Below are 12,587 nucleotides of genomic sequence, written 5' to 3'. Positions count from 1 at the left end.
CCCGGACGTGCGGAGCCTTGCCCGAAGACCGGCCCGCGGTGACCATCGAGCCATGGACCTCCTGCCCCCGGCCGGCGAGCCGCCCAAATCCGTGCTGGCGCGGGGACTGCGGCTGCTGGACGCGTTCGGCTCGGCCGACGCCGAGCTCACCCTGACCGAACTGGCCCGCCGCACCGGCCTGCCCAAGCCGACCGCCTACCGCCTGATCGCCGAGCTGGTGCGCTGGGGCGGTGTCGAGCGGACCGGGTCCGGCTACCGGCTCAGCATCCGGCTGTTCGTGCTGGGCCAGCGCGCGCCCACGCCGCGCGGGCTCCGCGAGGCCGCGCTGCCCTACCTGGAGGACCTGTACGAGGCGACGCACGAGAACATCCATCTGGCGGTGCCGGACGGGACCGACACCCTCTTCCTGGAGAAGGTCAGCGGCCGCCGCTCGATGCCGATCGTCTCGCGGGTCGGCGGGCGGCTGCCGGCATATTGCACCGCGACCGGCAAGCTGTTCCTGGCCCTGGGGCCGCCGGACACCCTGGACCGGGTGCTGGCGGCCGGGCCGGCCCGCTACACCCCGCACACGATCATCATGCCGGGGCTGCTGCGGCGCGAGCTGGCCCGTACGGTCGACCGCGGGTACGCGGTCAACCGGGAGGAGTCCGAGGCGGGCGTCTCCGCGATCGCCGCCCCGATCATCGGCCCGGACGGGCGCCCGATCGCGGCCATCTCGATCACGGGCAGCACCCACCGGCTCGACCTGGAACGCCTCGCGCCCGCCGTCCGCACGGCCGCCTCCGCACTCACCCGCGAGCTGGCCCGCGAGCTCGCCCGGCGCTAGCGGGCGGCCCGATCAGCCGACCGCGACCGTCTCGGGGGACGCGGGCGCGGCCGGCTCGGAGCGCCGGACCAGCAGGGAGTCGAAGATCTCCCCCGCGCGGACGGCGCCGTTGGACAGCAGCGACGAGGTGATGCCGTGCGTGTGCTCGGTGCCGCCCTGCAGGTAGATCCCCGCCCTGACGCCTGGAACGGTCGTCACGCGGTAGTCGCGCTCCACCCGGATCCGGCCCCGCTCGTCGCGCTCGCACAGCCCGGCGGCCGGGCCGAGGAGGCCCGCGACGTCGTACGGGCGGTACCCGGTGGCGCAGATCACGACGCCGGAGTCCAGCTCGATCCGCTCGCCGGTGGGCAGGAACTCGTACGCCGTCCGGACGCCGCCGGCGATCTCGCGGACCTCCAGCACCCGGCACGTGTTGAGGATCCGCAGCCGCTCGCGGCCGCGCACCTTCTCCTGGTACGAGCGGCGGTACAGCTCCTCGATCAGCTCCAGGTCCACCACCGAGTAGTTGGTGCCCCGGTGGTAGTCGAACAGCCGCTCCTTCACCTCGTCGGGCGCCGCGTAGAAGTGGTCGACCGCCACCGGGTCGAAGATCCGGTTGGCGAACGGGCTGTCGTCGGCCGGGCTGTAGCCGTACCGGGCGAAGATCGCGCACACCTCGGCGGCCGGATAGGCCCGGTGCAGGTGGTCGGCCACCTCGGCGGCGCTCTGCCCGGCCCCGATCACGGTCCAGCGCTCGGGCGCGGGCCCCTCGTGCTCCTTCAGCCGGGTGAGCAGATCGCTGTTGTGCCAGATCCGCTCCGAGGGCCGCACGCCCTCGGGCAGCGACGGTCGCAGCCCGCCGCCGATCACCAGGTCGCGGGCGCGCAGCACCCGCTCGACGCCCGAGGGGTCGCGGACCGTCACCGTGAAACCAGTCACATCGCCGCCGTCCTCCACGGCGCCCACGGCGACGGCCTCGGTGCCGTACCGGACCAGGTGCTCGACCCCGCCCGCGGCCCACGAGAGGTAGTCGTGGAACTCGGTCCTGGCCGGGAAGAAGGTCTTGTGGTTGATGAAGTCCACCAGCCGGCCCCGCTCCTTCAGGTAGGAGAGGAACGTGAAGCCGCTCGCCGGGTTCCGCAGCGTGACCAGGTCCTTCAGGAACGACACCTGCATGGTCGCGCCCTCCAGGAGCATCCCCCGGTGCCAGCCGAACTCGGGCTGGCGCTCGACGAAGACGGCGCTCAGCCGGTCGGCGGGGGCGGCCCGGACGTTGTGCTCCTCCAGCGCGATGGCCAGGGCGAGGTTGGCAGGGCCGAAGCCCACGCCCACGATGTCGTACGGTCGGTCTCCCGGCTGGGACACGGGGGCTCCTTCTTAGGTAAGGCTAAGCTAACAACAGCTCTCCCCACCTAAGCACCGCTTGATCAGCAGGGTCAACGGCCGGGCGCCCCCGACCCCGCAAGAGCGACCCAGGCCACACTCCGGCCCCCCGCGCACCGGCGGAGTCCCCGTCCTGGAACGGCGAAACGCCCCGATGACCGGAGTCATCGGGGCGTTCCCGCCGTTCGCCAAGTGACGCGGCTCGCGCTTTTGTCGCCCCTCAGGAACCGAAAGGCTGCGGCTTGCCGCGCTCGCCCTTGCCCTTGCCCCACTCGAGAACCTCGTACTTGAGGCCCTTGATGTGGCCCTCGCCGGTCCCGGCGTTGTACTTGCTCTTCGGCTTATCGCCGTCCAGCAGGTACCGGAACGTGTAGGTGTCCAGGTCGAGCATGACGCCCTTGTGAGAAGGGTCACCCGGGCCGCGGTCGCCCACGAAACCGGTGATGCTGCGGCCGTTGGCGCTCACCTTCACCTTGGTGTGCATGGGCCAGCTCGGGCTGGCGAACAGGCCCTTCTGCATCGGCTTCCCACCGGCGGGGGCGCCGGTGTCGCCATTGACGCCCGAGCCGTCGTCCCAGAAGTACGACGCGGTCGTCTTACCGGAGACGAGGACCTTCTTCTCGGCCTTCTTCTCGATGTTCTTCTTCGCCGACTCGTTGGCCGGCTCACCCGCCTTCTCGGCCAGGCTGCGCGCCTGGGAGCCGTTCTTCTGCTCCGTGGTGTCCTGCTGCGCCATCGGCGTCTGCGACGGTGTCTTCTGCTGCTGTGCGGTGTCATCGCCGCTGGCGGCGGCCACGCCGGCCACCAGCATGCCCGCCAGGCAGGTACCGGTCACGCCGGTCATGGCAAGGTTGAGCGCACGCTTCTGCATGAAAGTCCTTTATTCGGCGGTCAGGGATGCCGTTTCACGCCGGGACATGGGGAGTCCCGTTAAGGCTGGGGAAACGGCCCCGAGAGTCGAGCTCCGGGAGGAGAAGCCGTCGCGTGGGGGGACCCCGCAGTGGGCTGATGGCCCGCGTACATGGCGGACCGCCGTTCGGGTACTGTGCGCGACCGAACATCGGTCACGCGCGGAACGCGAACGTGATCTGCGGGAGATATGCCGACCGGGGGCTCATGGGCCCGTCCGGGGCGGCCGTAGCATGGAACGGCCGGGATTCGGCGAAAGAGGACCCCGCCTGGCGGGCGGGAAGGCAACGGCTATGCGGTTGGCCAGGTCAACGGATCTTTGACCCCGACCTGGCGTCGAGTATATGCGCCATTACCACGCTTTGGGCAAATCACACATTTCTTTACCTTCGGCGAGGTAGATCTTTTTGTTCGTGGTGCCCGTGGGTTTGAACGCCCCGCCCGTCCCAAGGATTCCCCATGAACAGGTCACGCACTGGAACGCCCTGAGGCAAGGGGCTGTGGAACGATGGCCCGCATGACCGATCCCGCCGGCCTGCGTACGGCCGACGACGACGACCTCCTTCCACCACCCGACTGGGGCGCCCGGCCCGCGGGAGCGGGGACCAGAGCCGCCTGGGGTTTCGCCGCCCTGGCCGCCGCGCTCGTCGCGGGCCGTGCCTGGGTGGCGCCCCTGATCGACGCCCGGGCCCTGGACGCGTGGACGACGATCTTCGTGGCGATCTGCGTGCAGGCGCTGCCGTTCCTGGTGTTCGGGGTCGCGCTGTCGGCCGCGATCACCGCCTTCGTGCCGCCCTCGTTCTGGAACCGGGTGCTCCCCCGCAGGCCCGGTGCCGCCGTCCCGGTCGCGGGCGCCATGGGCGCGGTGCTGCCGGGCTGCGAGTGCGCCTCGGTCCCGGTGGCCGGCGGGCTGATGGCCCGCGGGGTCGCCCCCGCCGCCGCGCTGACCTTCCTGCTGGCCGCTCCGGCGATCAACCCGATCGTGCTGGTGGCCACCGCCGTCGCCTTCCCGGACGCGCCGGAGATGGTGCTCGGCCGGTTCGCCGCCTCGCTGATCGTGGCGGTGCTGGCGGGCTGGGCCTGGCTGCTGTTCGGCAGGAGCGAGTGGATCAGGATCCCGTCCAGGCCCGAGACCGGCACCGGCGCGGGCGCGCGCTGGGAGGCGTTCCGGCAGGCCATGCGGCACGACATCATGCACGCGGGCGGCTTCCTGGTGGTCGGCGGCGTGGCCGCCGCCACCATCAACGTGGCGGTGCCCGCCGAGATGGTGAACGGCGTCGCCGGGATCCCCTGGGCCTCGATCCTGGTCCTGGCCGTACTGGCGGTGCTGATGTCGATCTGCTCGGAGGCCGACGCCTTCGTGGCCGCGAGCCTGACCCAGTTCTCCCCCACGGCCAAGCTGGCGTTCCTGGTCGTGGGCCCGATGGTCGACCTCAAGCTGATCGCGCTGCAGACCGGCTTCTTCGGCCGCCGGTTCGCGGTCCGCTTCATCCCGCTGACGTTCGTTCTCGCCGTGGTGATCAGCACGATCGCCGGAGGAGTGCTGCTGTGACCAAGGCCGCCCAGAACCTGCTGCTGATCGTGATCGGTGCCGCCGTGCTCTGGATCACGCTCGGCTCCGGCGAGTACGTCAACTACGTCAAGCCCGGCTTCCGCTACCTGCTGGTCGCCGCGGCCGTGGCGCTGCTGGTCCTGGGCGCCGCCGGGCTGCGCCGCGAGTGGCGTACTCCGTCCGGCGAGAGTGGCCGATCCCACGCCACCGCGCAGGACGGTTGTTGCGCCGTTCCCGGCGAGACCGGCGGGCACGACGAGCACGGCGGCGCGCACGATCAGGGGCACGGACACGACCACGGGGGGCGCGGGCCCCGGGTGGCCTGGCTGATGTGCCTACCGGTGCTGGCGATCTTCATCGTGGCGCCGCCCGCGCTCGGCTCGTACAGCGCCGGTCGTGACACCGGCCGCCAGGCCCAGCCGCCCGCCCCGCCCGCGCAGGGCTTCGGGCCGCTTCCGCAGAACGGCGCGCCGGTCCAGATGACCATGGGCGAGTTCATCGGGCGCTCGTTCGAGGCGCAGACCGGGCAGTCGCCGTACATCAAGGGCGTGCCGGTGGCGCTGACCGGCTTCGTGACCCCGCGCCCCGGCGGCCAGGGCTGGCAGGTGACCCGGCTCAAGATGGCCTGCTGCGCGGGTGACGCGGTGCCGTTCCCCGTGCTGGTGCACGGGCTGCAGCCGCCGCCCGCCGACACCTGGGTACGGGTCGTCGGCACCTGGCGGCCCCCGAACGGCCCTGCCGTGTCGGGCCTGCACGAGTTGCAGGGACGGTCGGTCACGAAGATCAAGAAGCCGAAGACCCCGTACGAGTAGAAGGCCGCGTACGCGGCAGGCCCCGTACGCGACCGAAGGCCCCGTACGGCCGGCCCGAGCAGCGGGCCCCACAAGAAGAGAAGACCCCTACGGATCGAGGGCGTGATGGCCGTGATGGCGTCGTGACGGCGGAGGGCGGCCGGGCGCTGGTCCTGGGCGGTGGCGGGATCACCGGGATCGCCTGGGAGTGGGGCATCCTGTCCGGGCTGGCCGAGGCGGGCCTCGATCTGGCCGCGGCCGATCTGGTGGTCGGTACCTCGGCGGGTTCGATCGTCGGCGCCCAGGTGGCCTCGGGCATCGATCCCGAGGTGCGCTACCAGGCGCAGCTGGCCGGGGCCAACGGCGAGATCCCCGCGCGCGTGAGCCGCGCCGTCGTGGCCCGCTGGGGCTGGGCCGCCGTACGCTCGCGCAGTCCCGAGCGGCTCGGGGCGCGGATCGGCCGGCTCGCCCTGGCCGCCCGCACGGTCCCCGAGGCCGAGCGGCGGGCCGTGATCGAGTCGCGGCTGCCGGTCCGGGAGTGGCCGGAACGGCCGCTGCTGATCACGGCCGTGGACGCGGCCACCGGCGCGTTCACCGTCTTCGACCGCGCGGCAGGGACACCGCTGGTGGACGCGGTCGCCGCGAGCTGCGCCGTACCGTGCGTCTGGCCTCCGGTGACCATCGGGGGCCGCCGCTACGTCGACGGCGGGCTCCGCTCGGCCGCCAACGCCGATCTGGCGGCGGGGCACCGCGGCGTGGTGGTGCTGGCTCCGACGACGTCGGGGTTCGGGCCGATGGTGAGCGTGGGCCGCCAGGTGGCCGCGCTGCGCCGCGCGGGCGTCCGGGTCGCGCTGATCTCACCGGACCGGGCGGCCCGGGAGGCGTTCGGCGGCAACTCGCTGGACCCGGCGCGCCGGGCCCCCGCCGCCCGCGCCGGGCGGGTGCAGGCACCGTCGGTGATCGAGTCCGTGACCGCCGTCTGGAAGGACGCGTAGCCGACCGGCAGGGCCCTCGTCATCGCGGGCCGGCCGGGCGGGCCCAAGCTCGCGTACTTCGGGGCCCGGGGTCGCGTCAGCGCCGCAGGAGGGGCGGCACTGCAGGACGATCAGCACTGCGGAAGGACCGTGCCACAGCACGATCAGCACTGCAGGACTATCAGTGCTGCAGGGATCGGTGCTGCAGAGGATCGCTGTTGCCGAAGGGTCAATGCGGCGAACAGGTCAGTGCGGCAAGCAGGTCAGTGCAGCGGGAAGACGGTGGGCAGCAGGCCTGGCGGACCGCCCGCCGTCATCGGTGCCACAGGCATGTCGGTCGCCGTCACATGCGGCACGTGTGGCGCATGCGTCGCATGCGGCGCGTACGGCACGTGCCGTGGCGGCGGAGCCGCCATGGCGGGCTCGGGGGGCGGTGGCACATGGGTACCGTCGGCGCGCCGCGCCTCGGGGTACCGCTGGGCCTGCTCGCGACGCTCCACGAGCAGCGCCATCATGGCGCGCGCCGTCTCCTCGTCCATCTTCAACAGGACGGCGGGCCGCCCCGAAGGATCGACGAACGGGGAGACCGAAGGTCCGGCGGCCTGCCGTGGCAGGGCCTGCCGCATCTCTTCGCGGAGGTCGTGGGCAAGCCGCAGGGCCTGCCGGTCACTGTCACTCAAGTGTGCGTTCATCGCGATCTCCGGGGGAGTTCACGTGCGGGGGTCCGGGGCAATCCTGCTAGGAATGTCGTGCATGTGCAAGGGCCGATGCACGTGCAGATGCTCAATGATCGCTTTCCGGTAACGGTCGCGAACGATATTGGAACGGTCCGATCCGGGCCGTGTCGAAGCGCTCCCCAAGCGCCTGACCGGCGACGACGAGCAGGTCCCGGGGCGTGCCGCACACCGCCCGCCCGGGACGGTGAGCCGCCCGCCAAGTTTTTATAGAACTCGGTTCGAGCACGGAGGGTCGCCACTGACCGTGTGGTCACCACTACGCAGCGGTCCGGCCGCGATCACGTCGGGCCGCCGCGTACATGCGCTCGGTGACGGAGATCGCGGAGCCCCGTCCCGTTCGCCGGACGATCATGGTCCGGTCACCTAACCTGAGGCCGGTGACCAACGACCCGATCTCCCTCCGGGCCCTGAACCGGGCCACGCTCGCCCGGCAGGCGCTGCTCGCCCGCGAAGAGATCTCCGTCACGGAGATGGTGCGGCGGCTGTGCGGCATGCAGGCCCAGGAGCCCAAGCCCCCGTTCCTCGGCCTCTGGACCCGGGTCAGGGGTTTCCGCGCGGAAGACCTCCACACCGCCCTGAACGAGCGCACCCTCGTACGGGCGACGATGATGCGCGGCACCCTCCATCTCATGGCGGCCGCGGACTACCTGTCCTTCCGTACGACGATGCAGCCGATGCTGGACGCGGGTCTGAAGGTGCTCGGCGATCGCACCAAGGGAATGGACAGGGAGGCGGTCCTTCCCGTGGCGCGCGCTCTGTTCGAGGAGTCGCCCCGTACGTTCACCGAGATGCGGTCGCTGCTCCAGGCGGAGTTCCCGGATGTGAACGAGCGCGCGCTGGGCTTCGCCGCACGGATGTGCCTGCCGCTCGTCATGGTCCCCACCGAGGACCGCTGGGGCTTCCCCCGTACCGCTCGGTTCACGCTCGCGGACGGCTGGCTGGGCGCGCCTCCTCCGGAGTCCCCGGCCGTGGCGGAGCTCGTCCTGCGCTATCTGGCGGCCTTCGGCCCCGCCTCCGCCGCCGACGCCCAGGCCTGGTCCGGCCTGCCCGCCCTCGCCGAGGTCCTGGACGGTCTCCGCCCACGGCTGCGCGCCTTCTCCGACGAGCGGGGCCGCGAGCTGTTCGACCTTCCCGACGCCCCCAGGCCGGACGAGGCCACTCCGGCCCCCGCGCGCTTCCTGCCGGAGTTCGACAACCTCGTACTGGCCCATTCCGACCGTACGAGGGTCATCTCGGACGAGCACCGCCCCGGCCTCACCACCAAGAACCTGCGGGTGCGGGCGACGTTCCTCTGGGACGGCTTCGCCCTCGGCACATGGGAGATGGAGCGCAAGCGCAAGACCGCGACCCTGCGCCTGCGCCCGTTCGAGCCACTCCCCCGCGGTGCCCTGAAGGAACTGACCGCCGAGGCCGAGTCCCTGCTGTCCTTCACCGACCCGGACGCGACCGACCTCCAGGTGACCGCCGAGCCGGTGTAGCCGACCAGGGGTAGCGGGCCCGGGGCAGCGGGCCCGGCACAGCCTTCGCGGCCGGCGCTGCGTAGCCGGCACAGCCGGTGTCGGGCTTTCAGGCGATGGTGCGGCCGAGGCCCTCCCAGTACGGTGCGCGCAGGTCCTTCTTCAGGATCTTGCCGCTGGGATTGCGCGGCAGCGCCTCGACCAGATCGACCGAACGCGGCCGCTTGAAGCCCGCCAGCCGCTCCTTCGCATAGGAGAGGACCTCGTCCTCGCTCAGGGCGGCGCCCGGCGCCGGGACGACGACGGCCTTCACGGTCTCGCCCCACCGGTCGTCCGGAACGCCGATCACGGCGACGTCGGCGATCCCGGGATGGGCGGCGAGGACCTCCTCGACCTCGATCGGGTACACGTTCTCCGCCCCGGTGACGATCATGTCCTTGATCCGGTCGGTCAGGAACAGGTAGCCCTCGGCGTCGACGTGCCCGGCGTCGCCGGTCCGCATCCAGCCGTCCCCGGCCAGCAGCCGCCCGGTCTCGGCCGGCCGCTTCCAGTAGCCCGGGGTGTTCTGCGAGGAGCGGATCAGTACCTCCCCGACCTCTCCGGGCGCCCGCTCGGCCCCGGTCGCGGGATCGACGACCCTGATCTCCACCCAGTCGTACGGTCGGCCCGCCGAGCGCATCAGATGCCGGCGCGGGCCCTCGGGGTCGTGGTCCTCGGGTTCGAGCTGGACGATCGCGCCGGTCGTCTCGGTCATCCCGTACAGCTGGAACAGCGGGGCCCGGAACGTCTCCAGCGCGCGGCGCAGCGCCTCGGAGGTGATCGGCGAGGCGCCGTAGGTGATCGCCCGCAGCGCCGAGTAGTCGCGCCCGGCCGCGCCCGGCACCTGGCACATGAACTGCAGCACCGCCGGGACGATGAAGGCGTTGGTGATCCGCTCGCGCTCGACCATGTCCACCAGCGCGGCCGGGTCGATGTCGCGGACCAGGACCTGCCGGCACCCCGCGTACAGTCCGGCCAGCGCCCAGCCCGTACCGCCGATGTGGAACAGCGGCATCGGGACCAGGCTCACCGACGACGCGTCCAGCCGCCAGCGCAGCGCCATCCGCTCCCCGACGGCGAAGTTGGCGTTGCTGAGCTGGACGCCCTTGGGCACGCCGGTCGTCCCCGAGGTGTAGAGCTGGACCACGATGTCGTCGGGCCGGCCGTTGAAGCCGGGATCCTCGGCGGGGTGCCCGGCCAGCCACTTCTCGTACGGCTCGCCCGTGACGATCACCTGTCCGGCCAGCCCGGCATCGGGCGCGGCGAGCGCCTCGGCGAACTCGGCGTCCACCACGGTCACCCGGGCCTCGGCGTCGGCGGCGATCGCGACGATCTCGTCCCGGGTCAGCCGCCAGTTGACCGGCGTCACCACGGCACCGATCTTGGCCGCGCCGAAGAGGAGATCGAAGTACTCGGGCGCGTTCTTGCCCACGTACCCGACCCGGGACCCCGGGCCGAGCCCGGCCGCCAGCAGTCCCTGCGCGGCACGGCTGGACCGCTCGTGCAGTTCGGCGTACGTTACCGTCCGGCCGTCCCCGCTCACGGCGGGCGCCCCGGGGCGCTGCCGAGCATGATCGCGGACGATCGACACGACGCGGTAGTCCAACTCCGACCTCCTCCGAATGCAATTCGGTTACCGCACGTAACCCTAGCCACCGACCTGCGCGTCCCGTAAGAGGACCCGTGTCGGCATCACCCTACGGACGTGCATGACTTCGAATAGTGATCAATCCGATATCTCCGATGATTGAAAGATCCACCAAACAGCCGCAAGCTTTCCCTCACATCTGGAAAGCCCCGCGCCCCACCCCCTATCGCCGACAGGACGCGACCATGTTCGAGATCTGGGAGACGGGCGAACCCGCCCGCCTCATCAGCGACGCCGGCAGCCTCAAGGTCGCGCTCGAGAAGGTCGACACGATGTGCCGGCTCCGCCACGACCAGGCCGTGGCGCACATCGGAGAGGCCGCCGCCGCGGACGGCTACCACTTCGAGATCCGCGACCAGGACGGCAGGGCCCTGGCCCGGCTGACCTACGTTCCCGACACGACCCGCGACTTCCAGAGCGTCGTCGTCGAGGAACTGCACGGCGGGGACTCCCGCTGAACGGCCCCCGGTCAACGGCCCGCACGGGCCGTTGACCGCCGGTCCGCCCGCCGGTCCGCCCGCCGGTCCGCTCCCGCGCGGCGCCGCCCGTCCAAATCCCTGACCTGGTCACCTCCACTGCGCGCAGCGTGGCAGGATGCCGTGGGACGTGGACGCGGAAAGGAGCGGGGCCGGTGGTTGGGGCGACCCGATGGTGGAACCGGAAGGCCGGCGGATCGGCGCCGCCCGAGGACCACACGGCGCGGAGCCGCCCGCTCCAGGGCCCCGTGTCCCGCCTCCAGCAGGGCGTCACGACGGCCTGGGCGCGCGGCTGGCAGCCCGCCGACCTCGTCCGCCACACCGCGCGCAAGCTGGGCCCCCGGCACGAGCGCCTGCTCGTCGACGCCATCGCCGCCGAGATGCGCGGGTACGCCGCCACCGAGGTCGACGGCCGGTGGCGTGAGCAGCTCACGGCGATCGGCGCGCGGATCTGGTGGGCGGACGACTACGCGCACGCCTGGTGCGACGCCGAGGAGGCCGGCCCCGAGGACCTCCAGGCCTGCGCCGCCGAACTCCTGGACCACCTCCTGGCCCTCCCCCGGCTCCCGACCGTCGGCCCGCGGCCCGGTACCGCCGTACCGGACGCCGCCCGGCCGCCGGAGATCGACCAGCGGATGCTCGGCAAGGTACGCGCCCTGCTGGCCAAGGCCGAGTCGACCGAGTTCCCCGAGGAGGCCGAGGCCCTGAGCGCGCGCGCCCAGGAGCTGATGGCCCGGCACAGCATCGACCACGCCCTGCTGGACGCCGAACTCGGCGGCACGAGCGAGCCCGCCGGCCGCCGGATGGCCGTGGACACCCCGTACGACGGCCCCAAGGCGGCGCTGCTCACCGTGGTCGCCGACGCCAACCGCTGCCGCGCGGTCTGGCACCGCGAGCTGGGCTTCTCCACCGTGCTGGGCTTCCCCGCCGACCTCGCGGCGGTCGAGATGCTGTTCACCTCGCTGCTGGTCCAGGCGACGACGGCCATGGTCCACGCCGGTCCCCGGCGCGATGCCGCGGGCCGGTCACGGACCCGCTCGTTCCGCCACGCGTTCCTGAACGCCTACGCCTCCCGCATCGGCGAGCGGCTCCGCGAGGCGGCCGGCCGGGCCGCCGCCTCCGAACCCGGCGGGCGCGACCTCGTTCCCGTCCTGGCCGCGCGCGACCGGGCCGTCGACGACGCCGTCGAGACGATGTTCCCCAATTTGGCCAGGGGCCGGGCCCGTACGGTCTCCAACCACGAGGGCTGGGCCGCCGGCCGCGCGGCCGCCGATCTGGCGAGCCTGAACGCCCGTTCCGAGGTGTCCGGCCGCTAGCGGCCCCTGCTCCCCGCTTCGGTCCCCCTGTTTCGGCGCACCCCCCGGTCCGCCGCCGCTGCCCCCTGTTCGTCACGGTCCCGTTCGGGTCCGTCACGGTCCCGTTCGCGCCGCAGCGTCCCCCCTGGGAGCCCGGGGGGACGCCTCGTCAGTCCTTCTTGCGGCGGGTGTTGCCGCCCCGCCCACGCAGCGGGATCCCCGCCTCCTTGAGAACGTTGTAGATGAATCCGTACGACCTGCCGGTCTCGGCGGCCAGGTCTCGGATGCTTTCTCCTGCCGCGTACCGAGGGGCGAGCTCCGCCGCCAGCCGGGTGCGCTCGGCACCGGTCACACGGGTGCCCCTCGCCAGGGTGCGGGCCACGAGTACCTCCTCCATCGACGCGTGAGCCGGACATAGAGATCATCCCCGCAGCTCACGGCTGTGTTGATCTACCCAACGTACACAATCCCCAATAATCCGCCCCCGATGCCGCGCGAAACGACACAAGACCGGCCACTGG

General features: G+C 72.2%; 12 protein-coding genes. 7 read left to right on the top strand and 5 right to left on the bottom strand.

Annotation, left to right across the window (positions count from 1 at the left end):
* Nucleotides 1-52: 52 nt before the first annotated feature.
* Complete coding sequence (locus ACH34Q_RS40655; RefSeq protein ID WP_395988531.1) at nucleotides 53-826, top strand: IclR family transcriptional regulator; 774 nt, start codon at nucleotides 53-55, stop codon at nucleotides 824-826.
* Nucleotides 827-838: 12 nt separating this feature from the next.
* Here ACH34Q_RS40655 and ACH34Q_RS40650 read toward each other — a convergent pair whose 3' ends face one another.
* Complete coding sequence (locus ACH34Q_RS40650) at nucleotides 839-2,170, bottom strand: lysine N(6)-hydroxylase/L-ornithine N(5)-oxygenase family protein (protein ID WP_395988530.1); 1,332 nt, start codon at nucleotides 2,168-2,170, stop codon at nucleotides 839-841.
* Nucleotides 2,171-2,408: 238 nt separating this feature from the next.
* Complete coding sequence (locus tag ACH34Q_RS40645; protein WP_395988529.1) at nucleotides 2,409-3,059, bottom strand: hypothetical protein; 651 nt, start codon at nucleotides 3,057-3,059, stop codon at nucleotides 2,409-2,411.
* 546 nt (nucleotides 3,060-3,605) lie between these two features.
* On the opposite strand from ACH34Q_RS40645, the gene ACH34Q_RS40640 reads away from it, so the two are divergent.
* From ACH34Q_RS40640 to ACH34Q_RS40630, 3 genes are all read left to right on the top strand, one after another.
* Complete coding sequence (locus tag ACH34Q_RS40640) at nucleotides 3,606-4,649, top strand: permease (RefSeq protein WP_395988528.1); 1,044 nt, start codon at nucleotides 3,606-3,608, stop codon at nucleotides 4,647-4,649.
* A complete protein-coding gene (locus ACH34Q_RS40635; RefSeq protein ID WP_395988527.1) occupies nucleotides 4,646-5,461 on the top strand; it encodes a TIGR03943 family putative permease subunit in 816 nt (271 codons plus the stop codon). Before ACH34Q_RS40640 ends, ACH34Q_RS40635 begins: the two co-directional genes overlap by 4 nt.
* A 122-nt stretch (nucleotides 5,462-5,583) precedes the next feature.
* On the top strand, nucleotides 5,584-6,435 hold the full coding sequence (locus ACH34Q_RS40630; RefSeq protein ID WP_395988526.1) for a patatin-like phospholipase family protein: 852 nt from the start codon (nucleotides 5,584-5,586) through the stop codon (nucleotides 6,433-6,435).
* Nucleotides 6,436-6,677: 242 nt separating this feature from the next.
* On the opposite strand, the gene ACH34Q_RS40625 is transcribed toward ACH34Q_RS40630, so the two are convergent.
* Nucleotides 6,678-7,106 carry a hypothetical protein gene (locus ACH34Q_RS40625; RefSeq protein ID WP_395988525.1) on the bottom strand — a complete coding sequence of 143 codons (429 nt, stop codon included), beginning with the start codon at nucleotides 7,104-7,106 and terminating at the stop codon, nucleotides 6,678-6,680.
* Between the two features lie 422 nt (nucleotides 7,107-7,528).
* Between ACH34Q_RS40625 and ACH34Q_RS40620 the strand changes: the two genes are divergently transcribed.
* Complete coding sequence (locus tag ACH34Q_RS40620; protein ID WP_395988524.1) at nucleotides 7,529-8,629, top strand: winged helix DNA-binding domain-containing protein; 1,101 nt, start codon at nucleotides 7,529-7,531, stop codon at nucleotides 8,627-8,629.
* 88 nt (nucleotides 8,630-8,717) lie between these two features.
* Here the strand turns inward: ACH34Q_RS40620 and ACH34Q_RS40615 are convergent, their stop codons facing one another.
* Nucleotides 8,718-10,253 carry a long-chain-fatty-acid--CoA ligase gene (locus tag ACH34Q_RS40615; RefSeq protein ID WP_395988523.1) on the bottom strand — a complete coding sequence of 512 codons (1,536 nt, stop codon included), beginning with the start codon at nucleotides 10,251-10,253 and terminating at the stop codon, nucleotides 8,718-8,720.
* A gap of 227 nt (nucleotides 10,254-10,480) precedes the next feature.
* Between ACH34Q_RS40615 and ACH34Q_RS40610 the strand changes: the two genes are divergently transcribed.
* Nucleotides 10,481-10,753, top strand: coding sequence for a hypothetical protein (locus tag ACH34Q_RS40610; RefSeq protein ID WP_395988522.1), 273 nt, complete (start codon nucleotides 10,481-10,483; stop codon nucleotides 10,751-10,753).
* Nucleotides 10,754-10,926: 173 nt separating this feature from the next.
* A complete protein-coding gene (locus tag ACH34Q_RS40605) occupies nucleotides 10,927-12,087 on the top strand; it encodes a DUF2786 domain-containing protein (protein ID WP_395988521.1) in 1,161 nt (386 codons plus the stop codon).
* A gap of 148 nt (nucleotides 12,088-12,235) precedes the next feature.
* Here the strand turns inward: ACH34Q_RS40605 and ACH34Q_RS40600 are convergent, their stop codons facing one another.
* Nucleotides 12,236-12,448 (bottom strand): helix-turn-helix domain-containing protein, encoded by a 213-nt coding sequence (locus ACH34Q_RS40600; RefSeq protein ID WP_366620391.1) that lies wholly within the window; start codon nucleotides 12,446-12,448, stop codon nucleotides 12,236-12,238.
* Nucleotides 12,449-12,587 lie beyond the last annotated feature (139 nt).

This window comes from Actinomadura sp. 9N407, from assembly GCF_044326315.1.
In the GTDB taxonomy this organism is placed as follows: domain Bacteria; phylum Actinomycetota; class Actinomycetes; order Streptosporangiales; family Streptosporangiaceae; genus Spirillospora.
This window is presented reverse-complemented; position numbering and strand designations above follow the sequence as displayed.